This is a genomic window from Synechococcus sp. PCC 7336, from assembly GCF_000332275.1.
GTDB lineage: Bacteria > Cyanobacteriota > Cyanobacteriia > Thermostichales > PCC-7336 > PCC-7336.
Genome location: NZ_CM001776.1, coordinates 3879909 through 3899694 on the forward strand (window position 1 = coordinate 3879909; position 19786 = coordinate 3899694).

Genomic DNA, 19786 nt, shown 5'->3' on the forward strand with positions numbered 1-19786 from the left:
ACTCTTCTTGCGTTCAGTAATTCTGCGGAAAAGCTATCCTAGTGAAATTACTGAGAGCAGGGTCTGCATAGGCTGTCACTCAAGTGTCTAGCGCTCGTCATCTGCTTTAGTGCTCAGCAATTTTCACTTTGGCAGTGACTCAAAGACTAGGATCGAGTGCCGACAGAGAAAGGGTTTCAGCTCATAAGAGTTTAAGGTTAGAGTTCAAGGTTCAAGACTGAACTTATCCAGGCTGAAGTGATATGGAGCGAGCTTGCCAACTAGCATGTCAAAAATATATGAGTGGAAAGTGTTTCAGATGGTGAAACATAATAAATAACGTCTTCTCATAGGGCCACTAGGAACCATGACTCGTATCGGAGAGCAAACGTGACCTCCAGAAAGGAACAATCCCCAACTTGCAGCACCTCGATTTATAGAATTGCCAGCCGTATCCGCCAATCGCTGGAGCTGCAAGACATTTTGGATGCCACAGTTGCAGAAATGCGAGACTTCTTAAAAACAGACCGGGTCAAGATTTACCGATTTGACCCCGATGGCAGCGGGCAGGTTATTGCTGAGTCGCTGTCTGGGAAACGCCTTCCTTCCCTCAAAGGCTTGCACTTCCCTGCAGGGGATATTCCTCCTCAGGCAAGAGAGCTGTTTTGCAAAACTAGGGTTAGAACGATTGTCGATCTGGCAGCCCAAGAGATTTTATTGAGCGAGCCCGATCGCCTGCCGAGTACCGCAACTGACGAGCTGACTGTTGAAGAGGTCTGGAATCAACCACTCGGGGACCTGCTCAAGCGCCCAGTCGATCCGTGCCATGTCGAGTACTTGTCCTTGATGGGGGTTCAGTCTTCTGTGGTCATTCCCCTTCTCAATGGCAACCGATTGTGGGGACTGCTGATCTCCCACCACAGCAAACCCCGAGCGTTCGACCTGCAAACCCTCCAAGTCTTGCAGTTCATTGCCGATCAGGTGGAGATTGCCATTGCCCAAGCAAAACTACTCCTTCAGGCTCGCGATCGCGCCTCTCGCGAAATCTCCGTCAATCAACTGACGTCACTCTTACATGCTCCCAAAGATCGCCAGACTATATTGACCGATGCTCTCGGTCAAATTGCCGGATCGGTAGACGCGACAGGAGGGCTTTTGCAAATTGCCTCTGTCAGCGGTGATTTTGATTTCTATTCATTTGGCCAGCAGCCAACATTAACGCAAACCGAATGGGTAGAGTTTTTGGAGAACACCTGTTCTACCCCTGACTTGTTAGTGGCGTCAGACCTCGATCGCGAAAGCAGCCTTAGGCCCTATCGAGATTCCTTTCGCGAGACTAACTTGCGCAGCGTTGCCATTGTTCCCTTGCAGTATGGCAGCGAAGCTTTAGGAGCCCTAGCTGTATTTCGGCAGGGGATCGATACGAAAACCCTATGGGCAGGACGGCAAAACGAGGACGAACGCCAGGATAGGCCCCGTCAATCCTTTGAGGAGTGGTGCGAACTCAAGCACGATCGGGCGCATTCGTGGAGCCAAGCAGATGTGGATTTGCTGCGCTCTTTGAGCGATCGCCTGTCAACGGCTGTGATGCAAGAGCGCTTGTATCGTTGCGAGTACGAGCAGCGGTTGCTGTTGGAAATGCGCAATCGCGAGCTTTCGCTAGCCCGCAGTGCGGCAGAGGAAGCCAGTCAGCTCAAATCCGATTTTTTATCCTCAACCAGTCACGAATTGAGGACTCCTCTGGCATTGACGCTGAACTATCTCAAGCTCCTGAAAGAGGGATTCTACGATAGCGAGGCCGAGCTGCAGGAATACATCCAAGTGGCTTACCAATCCACAGAAGATCTGGTATCGTCAATCGACACGGTATTGGATATCTCCAAAATTGAAGCCGGTCGGATGCAGGTGAACCTTGCCCCCGCCCATCTTCCCTCGCTCTTGGAAAAGAAACTTGCCATCTTCCGGCTCGATAGCGATCGCCGAGGAGTGGATCTATCGATCGACTGCCAGGTGAAAACTGTCATAGCGGACGAACTCAAGCTCCGCCAAGTTCTGACCAACCTGCTCTCTAACGCCTTCAAATTTACCCGCGCAGGGGCCGTACGCGTCACTGCAATTCAGACCGCTTCCAACGAGGCAACAATTTCGGTGAGCGACACCGGCATCGGAATTGACGCGAGCAAGCAAGCGCTGGTATTTGAGGCATTTGTTCAAGAGGAAGGCTCGATTCGACGACGCTTTGGCGGCACGGGATTGGGGCTGACCATCTGCAAGCGCCTAGTGGAGTTGATGGGGGGCAAAATCTGGTTGGACAGCCCTGGAAGAGGGCAAGGCACCACTGTCAGTTTTACGATTCCTCGTGTTGACGAAGATCTAGAAGAACCATCTGCTAAGGGCTAGTTTGCACTTGCATTTTACAATTTCCACTAAAGAGGCACTCTCTCGTGACGATCGCTCGACAACTCCCATCGATGAATCTTTTACTGGTTGAGGACGATATCCTGCTGGCAAAAGGGACTGCCAAGTTAGTCGAAAAGCTGAGCGTACATCGGGTACGAATCACCAGCAAGCCCGCCATATTGATGGAGTTGTGTCAGGCTGGCAAGGTCGATTTAGTCATTATGGATATCAACCTCCCCGGTGCCGTATGGCAAGGGAGCGAGGTTAGCGGAGCCGACCTGTCTCAGTTTCTCAAATCTCAGGACAGTACCTGCCATGTCCCAGTTGTGCTGCTGACAGCCTATGTAATGGCATCGGAGCGTCAATCTCTGCTGGAAGCGGCTTTAGCTGACGATTTTTGGACCAAGCCAATTGTCAACTACGACAAATTTGTGCAATCTCTCAATCGCCTGCTGGAGGCTAAAGCCCATGCAGCCAACGATACAGAACCCTATTAGCGAATTGTGCTGCTCTCGCCAGCCAGACTTATTCAGTGCTTCCTTCGAAGGAGCTACCGATTACTCCAATCGCGCGAGATATCAGAAACCCCTGCTGTAGATATTCAGTCCTCATAAATCATTCATTCCTCAAGTCCACCTCTCCACAGCACTATGGATACCAATACTTTTTCGCCGCAAATAACCTCAAACCATTTGCACGGACAGCCTGAGGAGGCACAGCCGATTGACAATAGCGCCTACCAGCGCATGGATGCCATATCGGTACCGATATGGGTTGCCAGTCCGAGTGGAGAGATCTTGTTCGGAAATCGACGTTGGTGGGCACTTTTTAACACGCCACTCCATCGCCGCGATCGATGCCCTTTAGCTGCTTTGCTGCAGCCAGCCGATGCCGAGCTCTTGAACGCTCAGTGGAAGACTTACCACAAGCTACAAAAAGCCTTAGAGGTTGACGTGTGTTTGGCCGGATCGCGAGTGCCGCAGCAACAGATCTACATGCGCATTGAACCCATTGTCTCTGCCGGTAAAATTTGCGAGTGGGTGGGAACTTGCAACGACAATCAAGCTCCACCTTCGGTTAGCCGCCAGTTGGACGAGGAACGACAGCTTGTGGATGCCCTCTTAGACAATTTGTCTGATGGTATCGTTGCCTGCAACCTCGATGGGGTTCTGACGCTGTTTAACCGCGCCTCGCGAAACTTCCACGGCTTACCCCAAGAGCCCATTCCCGCTAGCGATTGGGCAAATCACTACGACTTATATCGTGCTGATGGTACGACCCCTCTCCCCACAGAAGAGATCCCGCTGTTTCGAGCATTGCGGGGGGAATCGATTAAAAATGCCGAAATGGTCATCGCCCCAGAACGGGGACCCACCCGATTAATTTTGGCCAATGGCGAGCCGATTTTGGCCACCGATGGTCGCAAACTTGGGGCCGTGGCGACCATGCGAGACGTCACCGAACAACGGCGAGCTGAGCGCCAGTTACGGCAAAGCGAGATGCGATATCGCCTGCTGGCGGAGAATATTCAGGATGTGCTTGTGGAAACTACTCCAGCAGGAGTGGTGAGGTATGTTTCTGCATCGGTCCACAATCGTCTGGGATACGAACCCGATGCCTTGATCGGTAGGTCCTTGATGGAACTCATGCACCCGGAGGATGCTGCTGCGCTCAATAGAACTCGCGCGATCGCTGCGAGCGTCTTTGCACCATACCATTCGCAATACCGAATGCGGCACTCGGACGGTAGTTATCTCTGGTTCGAAAGCTCGAGCTCCGTTGTTTGCAATGCCACCACGGGCGAACCGAGGGTTTCGATCGCCTTATTGCGAGACATTACCGAGCGCAAGCAGTTTGAAGCCGCCATCTGCGAGTTGAATGACGACCTGGAGGCCCGTGTGGAGCAAAGGACTGCTGCACTAGAGCGCCTCAATTTTCATAACCAAGAGTTACTGACACGAGAGCAGAAGGCCAAATTCGACCTGGGGCAGAGCGAGCAGCAGTATCGATCGGTCGTCAACAACGTTCGGGACATCATCTTCAAACTCGATTTGTCTGGAAACTTGACTTTCCTCAACCCCGCTTGGTCTGAGGTCATGGGCTACGACCGCAACACCAGCCTGAATACCAAGCTGAGCAGTTACCTCTTTGACGCCGATCTGCCCAGTTATGAGAAGGCGATCGAGCAGCTGTGCCAAGGGGAAGAGTCTGGGCGACGCTTGGAGTTTCGGGTTCGGACGGGTTCGGGCGATCTGTGCTGGCTGGAGATGGATGCCAGTCGGATGGAAGCAACCGAGCCGCTACCTGCCTGCGTGACCGGCATATTGACTGACATCACTCAGCGCAAGCGGTCCGAAGAACTTCTACAGGCAAGAGCAGAGGAACTAGAAGCGATCAACGCCTCTCTCTTACAGACCACTGCCTTGGTGGAACGCCGCAATCGGGAACTGGATCAATTTGCTTACGTAACATCCCACGATCTCAAAGCTCCCCTGCGAGCCATAGCCAATTTGTCGCACTGGATTGAAGAAGATCTGGAAGATGTTCTGACGGAGGAGACCCGCCACCAGATGAACCTGCTCAGAAGCCGCGTAGAGCGGATGGAAGCCTTGATTAACGGGCTACTGCAATATTCGCGGGTGGGCCGGACTGGGACCGAGCAGATTCGAGTTGACGTTGCGGTGCTGCTCGCCGAGGTGCTAGAGATGTTATCTCTTCCTCCCGAATGTCGCATCCAAATTGACGATCCGATGCCCACAATCGTCACCGAAAAGCTGCTGTTACAGCAGGTGTTTAGCAACTTGATTAGCAATGCCGTCAAACACCACAACCGTTCCGACGGACAGGTACGGATTTCGGCAACCCGAGAACGGGATCGAGTCGTTTTCAGCGTTGCCGATGATGGTCCTGGAATTGCCCCCCAGTATCACGAGAAGATTTTCAGCATCTTCCAGACGCTGGAAGCTCGCGATAAAACTGAGAATACGGGCATCGGCTTGTCGATTGTGAAAAAGATTGTTGAAACCAGTGGAGGATCGATTCAGGTCCAATCGCAGCCAGGTCGCGGTGCTACATTCACATTTTCATTGCCGATCTCCCAACTTTAAGCAGCGAGAGCTGCAGGCAGCGAGACCGCTAGTTTCTTAACCGATTTATCGGATAGAGATCTAGAAATGTATCGCATAACACCTCCTTTGTCAGAAGCCGTCGCCCATACGAATGTGTATTCTATTGAAGTTGTAGGAGATCGCCGTCAGACAATAGTCGGACAAGTCCAAATAGTTTCAGTGCAGTTTATCCGTGAGTAGTTTTGCCTAACCGAGAGATAAATATATTATTGGTTGAAGATGATGAAGTTGACGTTATGAACGTCCAGCGGGCATTCAAGCGCAACAACATCACCAATCCCCTGTTTGTGGCGGGCAACGGGCTGGAAGCACTCGATATGCTGCGCAGCGGCGATCGCGCGATCGCCATCCCCAAAATGCGACGACTCGTTTTGCTCGATCTGAACATGCCCCAGATGAACGGTATCGAGTTTTTACGAGAATTGCGGACAGACAGCAAACTCTGTAATTTACCCGTCATTGTTCTAACAACGTCCGATGAAGATCGCGATCGCATCGAAGCGTATCGTCTCAACGTGGCGGGCTATATCCTCAAGCCAGTAACATTCCCCAACTTTGCTGAAGTGATGGCGACTTTGAATCGATACTGGACATTGTGCGAGATGCCCTAGGCGCTCGCCATTGAGGAACTCATCTACAGGGTCGAATCTTTGAAATGTCGAATCTTTGAAATTGGGCATCGTTCAATGGCAGGTAACACTTCACAGATAATCAAATTTTGCCAGTCATCAAAGCCTCAATCCCCTCTCCAATCAGCTTTTGTGAGATTTGCACCATATTTAAAAGATTACCCAACCTCTAGCCGAGCTGAACCTAAACCGCATCCATGTTGAAACCTGGAGTTTTCAGGCGTTGCACTCGGCCCCCTAAATCCCCCACCAGTGGGGGACTTGTGAGAGGCTATTGGCTTTCGGTTCTACAACTTTAATGACCGCGATTCGCCGGTTCGTCTTCCCCGCCTCCAAACCCCAGCTAGCACTGTCGTCAAGTCCCCCAGAATGGGGGATTTAGGGGGCGAATGCAGCGATCGACAGCGCTAGTGAGAGGGACTCATAGGTGTCTCATCAAAACTACGGGTTTTAGACTAGACTCGGTTTATGCTGGCTGATTGACAGTGGCTAAGAACTCAACTTTGCCTTAACCATTTGCTGAACCTTTGCTCCATCCGCCCGCCCTTTGAGCGCTTGCATCGCAGGCCCCATCACCTTGCCCAAATCCTTCGCCGACAAGGCCCCCACCCGTTCGATAATCTCGTCGATCGCCTGACTCAATTCTTCCTCAGATAGCGCCTGCGGCAGATACGTTTCAATAATTGCCAATTCTGCGCTTTCCCGCTCGACCAAGTCATCCCGCTGAGCCTTGCGATATTGGGCGATCGAATCTCGCCGCTGCTTGGCCTGCTTGACCAACAACTCCATTTCCTCTGCCTCTGTCAACTCCTCTCGCCCGGAAGGACGTACGCTCACCTCCTTCTCCAGGATCGCTTTTTTAATGCTGCGGATCGTTTCCAAGCGCAGCTTATCCTTAGCCTTCATTGCTGCCTTCAGATCGCCAGAAATGGTCTCTTTTAAGCCCATTGGAATTCCCTCGTAACAAGTTCGATACAGATTATGAGTTGGCCAGGAAGCGGAGAGGAGACGGCTCTAGCAACTGCTCCAACTGTTCCACTTGTTTCTGTGTAGAATCCAACATCCAGTTGGGTAGGTCGCGGGACTCGACGTGCTGCCTAGCTTTTTGCTCCCAACGGTCGGCCAACTGCTTGTCCCCATAACCGACAGCAGCTTCCCACAGAGTCGCCAGTACCCAATAGGTTTCCTCAACGCGCTCTTCAGCCTCTGTCTCTGCTAGCCTTGCCTCGCAAATGGCGATCGTCTGCTGCCGAATTCTTTGGGCCGTCACGTAGTCGGCGATCGCCTCGGCAGGCATGGCACCGTCCACTCTGGCCCGCTCGTTCAGCATAAACGCTAGGTTGATGCCGTTATAGTAATCATTCTTCAGCTTGAAGCCGCGCTCTAGGGCATCGATACTCTCTTCGAGACAAGACAAATCCCGCTCGCGAGACCACAAGCGTTTGTGGACCGCAGCCCAAAGGCCAATAGTTTCTGGATTGTTCGTATGTCTGGGATCGAGATGTTTCAGCATCAAATCGCGGGCGTCTAATAGCGCTTGCCCCTGAGTGGGAAGTTCGCTCTTATAGGTCACTAGAACCAGCTTTTGCAGAATGTATTCATCCTGCGGGCGCATCGTGCGCAAGACTTCTAGCATTGACTTGGCGACGACAAAATCACTCTTCTGCAAAGCATCTTTGGTTCGATCGAGTAACACCTTGACAGAGGCATCTGCAGTGCTATCTGCGTCAGTTGCCGAAGCCTCAGGGGCAAAGCTGGCGCTCTTTTTTACTGTTACTCTTGCTTCAGTCGGCGGCTGCAAATCGGGCAGAAAAGTATACAGTGGACTATCCACTTTCCCTTCACTCAAAATAGCCTCGATCGCCTCAGTCAATGCTTTGGAAAATCGCCTCGCCTCTTTACGACCGATATCGGTGCCGAGATGTTCGTAGGTGCGAATTGCGTTGCGGTTGATATCGAAAGCAAAGTCCCATTGTTTTTCTGCCACGACAATTGTGGGTTGACTGCGCACGGCATGCCGCACCCCCAGTTCGTAGGCCGCATTCACATTCGATGTGGACAGATCGGCAATGACGAGATCTGCATTCAAAATATGCTCGTACATCGGCTTATCGATGATTTGCGAATGTTGAATCTCGTCAGCGCGAATGCATTTAAGTCCCGCATCCTCTACTGCCTCCTTAATGACTTCGTAGGAGGCATCCAAGTCCAGCGTTCTACCCGTTCGATAATCGACTTTCTGGCCAAATCCTTGAATGACAAAACAGATTTTTTCCTCGTTACCCATTGCCCGATCGCCTCTTTCAATACAACTGAATATCGAACCGATTACAGCGTTTCGAATTCGAGCAGGCGGTCGATCGCCTCGCGAACCCCTGCCCCCTGCTCTCCAACCGTAATCCAATCGGCCAGCGTTTTCACCACGGGCAAGGCATTCCCCACCGCCACAGCATATCCGCAAGTCACCAGCAAATCGCAGTCATTTTCAGCATCGCCAATGCCAATGGTCGATGCCGCAGAAAGCTGCAGGTCTGCCAGTGCTGCCTGCAAGCCACTGCCTTTATCGATCCCAAAGGGCAAGAGCATCACGGCCTGCTTGTTGCATATCACCTGCCAGTTGAGATTCAAATGGCGAATGGCGACATGTGCATCCATTGCATGGGGTTGCCATGTGGCCACCAAACTGCGACCGACAGAGAGTGGGTTAACATTGCGCAGCCTCAATTGCTCGATCAGATCCGCTGGGGGGGGCGATCCTAATAACATCTGTTCGCCCGTGGCAGGGTTGTATAGCAAGCCGCCATTTTCTGCCACCACTCGATCGAAGCGATCGATTTGGGGAAATACTTGCTGCAAATCGTCTAACTGTCGGCCGGTCGCCAAAATGGCTCGCCGTCCCGATTGGCGCAAGCACTCAATCGCCAAAATAGTGCTGTTATCCACCTTGCCGTCAGTGGCTAATGTGCCATCGTAATCGCAGGCGATCGCCCAGTATTGCATCGTTCGAATATCGCTCGAAAAACAGGACTAACGCGAGCTGAGATCCCGGTCGAAAATCGAGAAATCAATCCCTAATACAGACCATTAGATCGGTCTGTATTATCAAAAACATTGAGAAAAAATAGCCTTATATTTGCGCGATTGGAGATACTTTAGTATACAGCAAAATTAAGATTTCACAATCAATTTTAAAGACCATAAAAATGGACGATTAGAAGCGGAGTCAGAAAAGAAAGCATGTTGCTGAGTGGAGTCCCCACTCGCGTGAAATCGCAGCAACCTATACCCACCAGCGGTGCTGGCCAAACCATTAGCGGAATTAACCCACCCGAGCCTGTCTGCCATCACATTTTGAATGAGAGGAATAAAGACGTAGACGCCCGCGATACCGGAACGCTGGGTTCCGATCGTTAAAACAAGCATAGTACTTTATCAACCCGAAACAACATCAAGAGTTTTGATGCCTCTAAGCTGACATGGGCTTAAGTTTTGAAAATCCGTGTTTACGCTTGTAAAGCTTTTGCTGACAAAACTAAATACCAAGTTTTTCGGATTGACTAATTGGTGCTTTTAGTCAGCCTTGTTTTAAGAATTTTATGATGCTAGAGTAAGTAGTTTTTTTTGGAATTAATTTCGAGTTTTTGTTCGATTGAGTACTGCAGGATCGAGCTCTGTCTGATATAGCTCTATTCCTTAATGGATATACATTCTGCTTGCACTGGATCTGTTCTATTCAACACGTATCTGTTTTATACAACACGTAGATTTAAGGTTCCCGTGCTGGCTCGTAAAACGACAATTGCACCGATCGATACCATCAATTTCAAACAGGAAACCTCGACACAATACTAATTCAAAGCTTACCCTAAATCAGCATGTTTTAGCCCAAGTCTGAACCCAACAGGCTGGCCCCATCCCTTAACTCTTTCCCTCAATGCTGAGGCAATCGCCTTGCGGAGCGGCTAGAGATTGGCGATCGCCTGTCAGTTGCCGGAGTTTTTGCAATAGCTCGACCTCCCGATAGGGCTTGGTGAAATAGGCCGAGGCTCCCAATTCCATTGCCAGACGGCGGTGCTTGTCGCCGCTACGAGAGGTGAGCATCACAACGGGCAGTTGGGCCAGATGGGGATCCGCCTGCACTCGAGCTAAAAAACCAAACCCATCCAGGCGAGGCATTTCGATATCGCAGATAACCGCAGCGACCGCTAGACCCGATCGCAATTTTTCGAGGGCCTCTCGACCGTCTTTGGCCTGCTCGGGATCGAAGCCAGCTTTGGCTAGAGTTAGGGCCAAAAAGCGACGCACGTTAGTAGAATCGTCTACAACCAAAATGGTCTTGGCCTGTGGCGCGACTGGCTTTTCGGAAGGAGGGCTCTTCGGTTCGACAACTTTGCTTTCTGTCTGGAGGGGAGCACTGGCAGATAGAGAACTGGAGGATAGAACTGCGGAAGTGCCGCACGCTAGTTGAAATAGGACGGCGACATCGGCTAAGGGAACCACTTGGCCGTCGCCGAGGATCGTACAGCCCGAAAAGCCGTAGGGAAGGGGTAAAGAGCCTTCCACCTGTCGGACAACGATTTCTCGTTCCCCCCAATGGCGATCGATCTGGACGGCGATCGCGTCCTTTCCCTGCAGCATGACGAGCACGGCGGGCACAGTCAGGATGGGGGCAGTTTCTAGCTCGACTGGAAGGTGCGGGTGCTGGAATCGCATGAACGCGCCCATTTGGATGACGGGCAGGGTACGGTCCTGCCAACAGAGGGCGGGCGTGCCGTCAAGCTCGATCGTGGGTATTCGGTCTAGCAAGAGAATTTCCTCGATCGCTTCTAAGGGAAAGGCGATCGGCATCCCGTCACTTTCTGCCATCAACACCCGCAGGTGGGAAAGGGTTAAGGGCACTTCTAGGGTGAAGCTGGTGCCTACCCCTAATTCGGTGTCAACTGAGATGGAGCCGCGCATGCGAGTCAGATTGGAGCGCGCCACATCCATGCCGATGCCCCGTCCTGACAGCTCGGTGACGCGATCGGCGGTGCTGAACCCCGGCTCGAAGATGCGATCGAGCAGTTCGGCACGGCTGGCTCGCTCGACCTCTTCAGCCCCATAGCCCAGTTCGAGCAGGCGCGCTCGAATTTTGGCGGGATCGATTCCCTGGCCATCGTCTCGAATGGTAATGACAGTACGTTTGGCCAGCAATTGAGCCTGAATTTGGATGGTCCCCCGTTCCGGCTTGCCCTGTGCCAAACGGGTGGCCGGATCTTCAATGCCGTGATCGAAGGCATTGCGCAGTAGATGCATGAGGGGATCGCGCAGAGATTCGAGCACAGCCCGCTCGAACAGAATGCTACTGCCTCGAACGACCAGATCTACCTCTTTGCCATATTCCGAGCACAGATCTCGAACGGTGCGAGGGAAACGACTCACCAGCTCGCGGAATGGTCGCATGCGCAGTTGGCTCAGATTGGCCTGCAGCAACTTAGAGGTGCGATCCATATCGCTGCTGGCACGATCGGCTGCTTGAAAGCCCAAATCGATGTCTGCAGCGATTTCCTCCACCTGCACGATGGTTTCCATCAGTTCCTGCGACACAGAATGCAGATCGGTATAGCAATCCATCTCCAGCTCGTCAAATTCGTTCTGACTGAGGGCAGCTAGGGAAGGCGAGTCGCTGTCGCTGCTGGCTAATGGAAATGGGATCTCTGTCAGATGAGTAGGAGCTGCCGAATGTTGGTCGTAATCGGTGCGCAGTTGCCGTCGCGATTGCTCTAACGTTTGCACCCGTTGTTTTAGGTTCGAGAACAAATTTTGCACGCGATGCAGGTGCAGTGCCAGAGCGTTGCGCTCGATGGTGAATTCCCCAAACAAGTTGTTCAGCTCCTCGAGGCGATCGGAGTCCACCCGAACGGTGCGTTCTATCTGGCCTTCACTCTGGAGTGGCGGGGAGAAGAGTTTTTCGGAGGGTGGTGGGGCGGTTGTTGCCGGTGCAGGCTCCACCTGCAGGCAATCGGGCAGCAGTTGAGTTTGTCCCGCCAGCACGAGAGCTCGGGACCGCTTCCAGGCTTGCAATGCTGCTGTCGCCACATCGACAACCCGATCGGATTCAGCCGCTGCCAACTGTTGAGCCACAGACCCACACAAGCGACTGAAGGCTCCCAATTGCAGCATTTCCCCCAGCCCTTCTAACTCTTCGGCCAAGATCGCAAATTCCGGTAACAGACAGGGGGATTCGGGATCGGCGAGCACCTGTTCCAATCGCTCCAAACAGCTACCCACCTCGGTGTCAAACATGACGGCAGTCATGTCCCGGCCCTCAGATTCCGACAGTAAAGCCGCTTCATCCTCTGGTGTGGGATCTCCCAAAATCTCTCGCAACATCTGCAAGACAGGCTCCACTTGCTCATCCAGCCAAGCAGGCGGGCTTTCCTCTCCCTCCATCTGGCGGTTGTGAGTCGCCACCTGCCGCATGCTGTCCAATCCTGCCAGCAGCAGTCTTTCCAGCGGGCGCTCGATCGCCACGTCGGGGCCGCGAGCTTTGAGGGCTTTGAGGGAATCTTCGAAGCGATGGGCAATGCTGCTGAGGGTGTGAAAGCCCATCATGGCAGCCCCTCCTTTGACTGAGTGGGCGGCTCGCAAGCTGTCCAGCAAGTGACGATCGCGATCGCCGCGAGAGAGTTCTAGCAGAGCCGCTTCGATCGTATTGAAAAACTCCTGCACTTCTTCGAGAAACCGCAGTTTGACCTCTCGCTCGGTCGCATCGACAGACATCGGCTTACCCTTGACTGGATTCAGCATCCAACTTAAAAGTCCTGACTGACGCCTGCAGTTCGTCGGCAACCTTCAACGTTTTTTGCAGCGATTCAGACACCTCTCGGGAAGAGCGGGAAGCGAGATCGGAAATGCGAGCGATTTCGTGCATCAACTCGGACACCTGGTGGGAGGTTTGTGTCTGGGAAACTGTAGCAGCAGAAATTGACTGCACCAGTTTGTCAATTTGGCCGGAGGCTTCGAACAATATCTCCAAGCTCTGCTTGGTCTCTTCCACCAATTGTGTCCCTTCCACCACCTGACGGGTCCCCACTTCCATCGCCTCGACTACTTCGCCAGTCTCTAGCTGGATGGTGTCCACAATTTCCTCAATTTCTTTAGTGGCGTTGGCTGATTGCGCTGCCAGCTTGCCAACTGCTTCTGCAACCACTGCAAAGCCTCGACCCTCTTCACCCGCTCGAGCGGCTTCAATACTGGCGTTAATCGCGAGAAGATTCGTTTGTAGGCCAATTTCGTCAATCAGCGATACCACCTTCGAAATTTGCTGAGAAGATTCCCCCAAACGCTTGACTTTTTTGGCGGTTTCGGCAACCGTTTTCCGCAGGCTGACAATACTTTTTACGGTCCGGTCCATCACAATGCCTCCAGTCTCTGCTGTCGCGGCCACAGTGCGAGTGACCTCGGCGGCTTGTCGTGCGCTTTCCTCCACTTCTTGAATAGACTTTGTCATCGTCTCGACTGACTCGAGGGTGCGGGTGGTTTCTCGGACCTGCTGAGTGGCGACTTCCGTCAGCAGGCGCACTGACTCTTCGTCATTCCCCAGCGAGGCATTGACCTCTCCGGCTGCCGATTCCACCTGAATAACAATTTTCCGCAAGCTTTCCACAATCGAGTTGAAGAAGTCGGCCACTGTGCCGATTGCCCCATCAGACACATTTGCCCGCACGGTGAGATCTCCTTGGGATGCTCCATCAATATCGTGCAAGATTGACAGAACTTGCTGTTGGATGGATTCATGCCGCTGGCGCTGTTCTTCTGCCACACAGCGCAGGCGATACAGGAGCTTAGCCAGTAATGCTCCTAGAATCCCAACCAGAGTGCCAGCTCCGGCTATGCCCGAGCCGAAGGTCAGGCGTAGATTGTGCTGGGGAGCAAAGGCAGCTGCTACAGGCTGAGAAACGACGATCCCCCAGCCCAATGGCTCGGACATATCGCTGCTTTGAAGAGGCACATGGGTAACGAGATACTTTTGGCGATCTGTTGCGTTTAAACAGACTTCGGAATAAATTCCCTCGCGATCGAAAAATTGACTGTTGCAGCTCAAGATGGAGTCAATCGAGCTGCCTAGGAAACTCTCCTCAACGCCCGCTAATAGATGCCCATCGCGATCGATAGCATAGGATTGAGCCTCTTCAAAGCCTGACAGGTTCGAGTTGAGAAAATTGGTGGTTTCTATAAATTCTGAATTGATGGCACTGAGGGATAAGCGAGTTACCACAGCACCAGTGATTTCGTTGGTTTCAAAGTTAACGGCAGGAATGGCTGCCGCGATCGCATTCGAGCCGCTTACATCGTTTTGAAAATTAGACGCGATATACAGATCCTTCCGCTCAATCGCCGCATTCATCAAAGCGACTGAGTTGTCGCCGATTAAGCTGCGGTCTCCTGCCGAGACGTTGGGTAACGCCTCGCTCGAGCTGACGGTTTCTACGCTACTGAGCCCCTGATCGACAAATCGTTGAAACAACGCCTCTTTCCATGCCTGGGTTGTATTTTCAATCACAGCAGGGTTGCGGACAATACCTAAGTTGGAAATTGCTCTCGTTCGGGTCGAAATGGCATCTACCGCCAGCGTATCGAACAGATTGCTCGTTTCGAGAGCATTCGCCTGTTGCTGCGTGATGATGGAATCCTGCAATCCTTGGCTGGCAAAGCTATAGGCGACAAGCCCCAATCCCGAGAGCGGCAAAACGCCAGCGGCGATCGCCAGTCCCGTCATGAGGGGAAGGTTGGCGGTCAGGCCACTGAAGCGATCGGCGATCGATCCCGACGATCCAGTGGGGGTGGCGGAATCGGCCATTTGGGCTTTCCTCTGCCCGAGGGTGCCAGTTGTCGTTGGCGGGTGGCGGGGCTGGTCTCCTGCTGATTCAGATGGGTTGCGGGCAAGGTCGCCAATTGGAGTAGGCTGGCGGGGTTTCAGCTCGGGATTTCGGTGAGAAACCATAGGGTGTGTCTACCTAAAGATAGGGGAGTATTTCCCTCATTCGATAAGGGGTAACTCTTTGTCCGACTAGTCGAGATTTACAATTGTCAAGCCTGCAGAGACGAGATGTTCCTGGGAGAGCGAGGCACGTTCGGAGCTAGAGATTTGGCGATCGCCTCGGGATCGAATACAGGCAAAATCTCGCCTTCGTGCGACATGCAGCCGCGCATGAAAGGCACCCAGTGTTCGTCCACCATTCCCTTCAGCGGCGAATGCAAGGCATCGATCGGAAATCGCTGTACCCCCTGAATTCCTCGAACAACGGCCCCCAGGCAATCGCCGCCAGACTGAATATGGGCAATAATGTATTGCTGCGCTTGTCGTTCTAGCGGTGGCAGTCCCAGGAGGTGGGCTAGGTCAATGGCCCAAAAGATACGACTGCGGCGGACGATCGCGCCCAGGACACAAGCAGGTACGTTCGGCATCGCCGAGACTCGACCGACCGGCAAGGTCAGCACCTCTTGTACGCTCGCCATCGGTAAGAGCGAAGGCGTCTGCCGATCCAATTGCAACCGCAGGTAGAGAGGGTCCCCGACCTGCCGATGGTTCGGAACTGCTGCTGCGATCGCGTTCATAACCGGTTAGCTCACCACAGATTCGACAGCCCGCACCAGTTGTTTTTGGGTGACGGGCTTGGTGAGATAGGCATCTGCCCCCTGCTTCATGGCCCAGAGGCGATCGATATCTCGATCTTTCGAGGTGCAGAAAATAATCGGTACGCTACTGGTGACGGGGCTGGCTTTGAGATGGCGGCAGAGTTCGAACCCACTCATGCCAGGCATGACCACATCGGCCACAATGGCATCGATTTCATAGTTGGTGGCAGTGTCGATTCCCTCTCGGACATCGGAGGTACACACAACAGTGTGGCCCTCTTGTTTGAGATAGTGACCGAGCAGTTCGAGTTCGGATTTGATATCGTCGATGACTAAAATCGTGCTCATGCTGAAATCGTTTCCTCTAATAAATTCATGTATAGCAGTCATAAATCAGTCGTGAACGCTAATTGGCCTGAAACCCAGGGCTGACAAGAATCGGGGTTTACAATTCATTTAGGATCGCTATAGGTTGGCAAGTGAAGCTAGAAACCGCCTACAGAGTGCAGGGGAACAGAGTGTCAGTGAGGCAATCTCGCTCGCCAGAGTGGAGCCCCCTACAGAAGCTTGCCCTAGCTCTCGTCTAAATGTTTCGCCAGCAGCTTGAGGATCTCCACCTGCGTGAAGGGTTTGGTCAAATAATCCGACCCAGCTCGGGTGGCAGTTAGGAAAGCTACTCCTTAGCTCGAACACATCTTCACCGAGATCTTCTCGGTGCATCTACACAACTTTCAACGTCACCTGCAGCCAAACGCAAGGTTTTTCGGGGCGATCTGGCTCAGGCTCTGGCTTGACAAGGGCGCGAGATCGACATTAAGGCATCCACAGTGGCATCGAAAGACAGGCAAAGGTTCCCCCCAAAGCTGCTCCCACAATCACTTGGATGGGAGTGTGCCCCAATAGTTCTTTAAGGCGCACTTCCTTAAATTCGTGCTTTTCGCCAAACAGCTCCTCCAGCATCTGATTGAGCACGCGAGCCTGCTTGCCGGCGGCTTGGCGAATGCCCGCAGCGTCATACATGACAATAAAGGCAAATACGCTAGATACCGCGAAGAGAACGCTGTCCCAGCCTTCCTGCAACCCCACTCCAAAGGCTAAAGCAGTCACTAATGCCGCATGAGAGCTAGGCATGCCGCCGGTTTCGACCAAGACGTGAAAGTCTATTTTTCCCGATTGGAGATAGCGGATCAGCAGCTTGAATGCCTGCGCGATCAGGCTAGAAAGGAGCGCCATCCACAACAGTCGATTGGCCGCGAGCTCCTGCAGCATAGGCTTAGTGGGTTCGGTTAGCGATAAAATCGGCGATCGCCTTGAGGGGCAAGGCGCGATCGCCATAGGGCTCTAACACTTGCTTGGCCCGGGCGATCAAGTCTGCCGCTTTGCGCCGCGAGACCTCTAAGCCCAGCAAGCTGGGGTAGGTGGCTTTAGCAGCAGCGATATCTTTGCCAGCAGTTTTGCCCAACTGCTCGCTGGTGGCCGTCACATCCAAAATGTCGTCAATGACTTGAAAGGCCAGACCGATATCGCGGGAATAGGCAGTCAGACGGGCGATCGCATCGTCGTCGCCACCCGCCAAGATGGCACCAGAGACAACAGAGACTTCTAAGAGGGCCCCCGTTTTGTGGGCGTGGATAAATTCCAATGTGTCTAACGAAACCTCTTGACCTTCCGATTGCAGATCCACCACTTGCCCCCCCACGAGACCTTCAGCAGCCACCGCCCGACCCAAGCGACCCACAACATTGAGAATGCGATCGGCCGTAACGTCCTCGGTTCGTTCGGCCACCACTTCGAAGGCATAGGCCAGCAGGGCATCCCCCGCCAAAATGGCAATATCGTCACCGTAGATCTTGTGATTGGTGGGTTGGCCGCGTCGGTAGTCATCGTTATCCATAGCGGGCAAATCGTCGTGGATCAGCGACATGGTATGAATCATTTCCAACGCACAAGCGGTGGGCAAGAGCTGTTCGAGCCTGCCCCCCACCAACTGGCCAGAGGCCAAACACAAGATTGGCCGCAAGCGCTTGCCCCCTGCCATGAGGCTGTAGCGCATTGAATCGTACAGCGTTTCCGGGTAAGCCACGGGTAAGGATAACTCCAGTGCCCGCTCGACGATCGCCCGCTGTTCGGTCAAATATTCAGTCAGATTAAAGGCATCGACAGCCAACGTCACGCTCCTCAGAATGGGTGGTCCCACGGCGTTGAGAATCCAGAGTCAATGCTACAGGTTCGAGAGCCTTCTGGCGCAATCGTTTTGCAAACCTCGGCTTTGCCTGCAACAGTGACAATCAAGCTGTCATTATCGCACGGCTCGGGATTGGTCTAGTCTCGGGGGTGGGAGCGATTCTCCCCCTTTGCTCTAGGCACGCGTCTCGATGCCGCACCGCTGGCAGTAGCTGCGCACGGTGTTTTCGAGCAACATTGTGACGGTCATGGGGCCGACACCACCGGGGACGGGGGTGATGGCACTGGCGATCGCCCTCACGCTATCAAATTCCAAATCCCCCACCAACCGACCTCGATCCCCTGCAGCAGCAAGGCGGTTAATGCCCACATCGATCGCCACCGCACCAGGTTTCACCATCGAGCCATCGACGAGAGCGGGCTTGCCGACCGCCACCACGAGAATGTCGGCGGTGCAGGTGACAGCACCCAGATCGGGGGTGCGGGAGTGGGCCATCGTGACGGTGGCGTTGGCACCCAGCAGCATCAGACTAATGGGTTTGCCCACCAACAGGCTGCGACCGACCACCACTGCGTGTTTCCCGCTCGGGTCCACATTGGCGTCTTTCAAGATCTCCATCACTCCGGCAGGGGTGCAACTGCGCAGCCCCGGTTCCCCTCTCATCAATCGGCCCAGATTGATTGGGTGCAGGCCGTCGGCATCTTTGTCGGGATCGATCGCCAGCAGTAGTTCGCGATCGTCGAGGCCGTTAGGTAGAGGCAATTGCACCAAAATGCCATCGACGCGATCGTCGCGATTGAGTCGCTCGATGGTCTCCTGTAACTCCCTTTGGGACACCGTGGCGGGGAAGTGCTCGCCAAAGGATGCGATCCCGACCCGCTCGCAGGCCAGTTCTTTATTGCGGACGTAGGCGGCACTAGCGGGATTGTCCCCCGCCATCAGCACGGCTAATCCTGGGGGACGCCCCACTTGGGGGGCGAGTTTATCGACAGTCTGTTGGAGCTGTTGCTGCAGGCGGCGGGCCAGCCCTTTGCCATCTAAGATTTTGGCTCCACCTGCCACGCGAGCAGAATTTTCAGGTGGGTAAACGGATGTCATGGCGGTGTTGCTATCAGAAGAGTAGAGGGTGGACTGGAAGGGATTTAGCCTACTGCTGCAGTGTGGCGAAATCGAGATCCTGCAAGCGCGATCGCAATTGCTGCAAGGCTTTGCCGCGATGGCCCAGCCGCTGCTTTTGCTCGGGAGACATCTGGGCAAACGTCATTCCAGCTTCCGGTACGTAGAATAGCGGATCGTATCCAAATCCGCCGCTGCCTTGCAGGTCAGGCGCAATTTCGCCGCGACAGCGTCCGGTAGCGGTAGCAGCGACGCTACCATCCGGGCGGCAGAGTACTATTTCGCAAATAAAGCATGCGGCGCGATCGCCGCTTCCCTCCAATGCTTGCAGCAGCTTCGAGTTGCGCTCTGCCGTGGTGGGGGCATAGCGGGCCGAGTGAACCCCCGGTGCGCCATTGAGGGCATCGACGGCTAGACCGGAATCGTCGGCGATCGCCCATTCGCCCAGGGCAGTGGCCACCCCCCGCGCCTTGAGCAGAGCATTGTCGGCAAAGGTCTGGCCGGTTTCATCTACGTCAAGTTCGGCGGGTTTGAGTTGCAATTGCCAAGGATGGCAGCCCAATTGCTGAAAAAATTGCTCGAATTCGCGCAGTTTGCCGGGATTGCCAGTGGCAACAATCAGGGGAATGCTCAAGATGTGTGTCCTAAGAAGCTGCCGGGAGAGATTGGGAACTTTCAGGCCGAGAATGTATCGGATCGCTCAATGCTTGAGAGATGCTTTGCCCGAG

Annotated in this window: 16 protein-coding genes; 5 read left to right on the top strand and 11 right to left on the bottom strand. The window is 53.6% G+C overall.

What is annotated here, in order from left to right; translation table 11 throughout:
• Window positions 1–369: 369 nt before the first annotated feature.
• The 4 genes from SYN7336_RS18415 (at window position 370) to SYN7336_RS18430 (ending at window position 6118) form a co-directional block, all read left to right on the top strand.
• The gene (locus tag SYN7336_RS18415; protein WP_017327409.1) at window positions 370–2379 is read left to right on the top strand and encodes an ATP-binding protein; all 2010 of its coding nucleotides are present in this window, start codon (window positions 370–372) and stop codon (window positions 2377–2379) included.
• Between the two features lie 44 nt (window positions 2380–2423).
• Complete coding sequence (locus SYN7336_RS18420) at window positions 2424–2876, top strand: response regulator (protein ID WP_026101131.1); 453 nt, start codon at window positions 2424–2426, stop codon at window positions 2874–2876.
• Between the two features lie 153 nt (window positions 2877–3029).
• Entirely contained in the window at window positions 3030–5486 is a 2457-nt protein-coding gene (locus SYN7336_RS28260) for a PAS domain S-box protein (protein ID WP_083885808.1), read from the top strand.
• 230 nt (window positions 5487–5716) lie between these two features.
• On the top strand, window positions 5717–6118 hold the full coding sequence (locus tag SYN7336_RS18430) for a response regulator (RefSeq protein WP_369791865.1): 402 nt from the start codon (window positions 5717–5719) through the stop codon (window positions 6116–6118).
• 507 nt (window positions 6119–6625) lie between these two features.
• Here SYN7336_RS18430 and SYN7336_RS18435 read toward each other — a convergent pair.
• The 3 genes from SYN7336_RS18435 to SYN7336_RS18445 are packed head-to-tail and all read right to left on the bottom strand — an operon-like array spanning window position 6626 to window position 9136.
• The gene (locus SYN7336_RS18435; RefSeq protein ID WP_017327413.1) at window positions 6626–7084 is read right to left on the bottom strand and encodes a GatB/YqeY domain-containing protein; all 459 of its coding nucleotides are present in this window, start codon (window positions 7082–7084) and stop codon (window positions 6626–6628) included.
• A gap of 31 nt (window positions 7085–7115) precedes the next feature.
• Entirely contained in the window at window positions 7116–8423 is a 1308-nt protein-coding gene (locus tag SYN7336_RS18440) for a tetratricopeptide repeat-containing protein (RefSeq protein WP_017327414.1), read from the bottom strand.
• Between the two features lie 41 nt (window positions 8424–8464).
• The gene (locus SYN7336_RS18445) at window positions 8465–9136 is read right to left on the bottom strand and encodes an HAD family hydrolase (RefSeq protein WP_017327415.1); all 672 of its coding nucleotides are present in this window, start codon (window positions 9134–9136) and stop codon (window positions 8465–8467) included.
• A 237-nt stretch (window positions 9137–9373) separates the two neighbouring features.
• Here SYN7336_RS18445 and SYN7336_RS31185 point away from each other — a divergent pair, with 237 nt between their 5' ends.
• A complete protein-coding gene (locus tag SYN7336_RS31185; RefSeq protein WP_227498537.1) occupies window positions 9374–9550 on the top strand; it encodes a hypothetical protein in 177 nt (58 codons plus the stop codon).
• Window positions 9551–10054: 504 nt separating this feature from the next.
• Here SYN7336_RS31185 and SYN7336_RS26665 read toward each other — a convergent pair.
• The 8 genes from SYN7336_RS26665 to rdgB all read right to left on the bottom strand — a co-directional run bounded on the left by SYN7336_RS26665 (window position 10055) and on the right by rdgB (window position 19692).
• Window positions 10055–12898 carry a hybrid sensor histidine kinase/response regulator gene (locus SYN7336_RS26665; protein WP_017327416.1) on the bottom strand — a complete coding sequence of 948 codons (2844 nt, stop codon included), beginning with the start codon at window positions 12896–12898 and terminating at the stop codon, window positions 10055–10057.
• Between the two features lie 4 nt (window positions 12899–12902).
• A complete protein-coding gene (locus tag SYN7336_RS28265; RefSeq protein WP_017327417.1) occupies window positions 12903–15122 on the bottom strand; it encodes a methyl-accepting chemotaxis protein in 2220 nt (739 codons plus the stop codon).
• A gap of 86 nt (window positions 15123–15208) precedes the next feature.
• The gene (locus SYN7336_RS26675) at window positions 15209–15736 is read right to left on the bottom strand and encodes a chemotaxis protein CheW (RefSeq protein ID WP_017327418.1); all 528 of its coding nucleotides are present in this window, start codon (window positions 15734–15736) and stop codon (window positions 15209–15211) included.
• A 6-nt stretch (window positions 15737–15742) separates the two neighbouring features.
• Window positions 15743–16105 (bottom strand): response regulator transcription factor, encoded by a 363-nt coding sequence (locus SYN7336_RS18465; RefSeq protein WP_017327419.1) that lies wholly within the window; start codon window positions 16103–16105, stop codon window positions 15743–15745.
• A 465-nt stretch (window positions 16106–16570) separates the two neighbouring features.
• Complete coding sequence (locus tag SYN7336_RS18470) at window positions 16571–17026, bottom strand: divergent PAP2 family protein (protein WP_017327420.1); 456 nt, start codon at window positions 17024–17026, stop codon at window positions 16571–16573.
• 4 nt (window positions 17027–17030) lie between these two features.
• The gene (crtE, locus tag SYN7336_RS18475; RefSeq protein ID WP_227498538.1) at window positions 17031–17954 is read right to left on the bottom strand and encodes a geranylgeranyl diphosphate synthase CrtE; all 924 of its coding nucleotides are present in this window, start codon (window positions 17952–17954) and stop codon (window positions 17031–17033) included.
• Between the two features lie 162 nt (window positions 17955–18116).
• Window positions 18117–19040, bottom strand: coding sequence for a bifunctional methylenetetrahydrofolate dehydrogenase/methenyltetrahydrofolate cyclohydrolase FolD (gene folD / locus SYN7336_RS18480; RefSeq protein WP_051039842.1), 924 nt, complete (start codon window positions 19038–19040; stop codon window positions 18117–18119).
• Between the two features lie 49 nt (window positions 19041–19089).
• Window positions 19090–19692 (bottom strand): RdgB/HAM1 family non-canonical purine NTP pyrophosphatase, encoded by a 603-nt coding sequence (rdgB, locus tag SYN7336_RS18485; RefSeq protein ID WP_017327423.1) that lies wholly within the window; start codon window positions 19690–19692, stop codon window positions 19090–19092.
• Window positions 19693–19786: the final 94 nt, after the last annotated feature.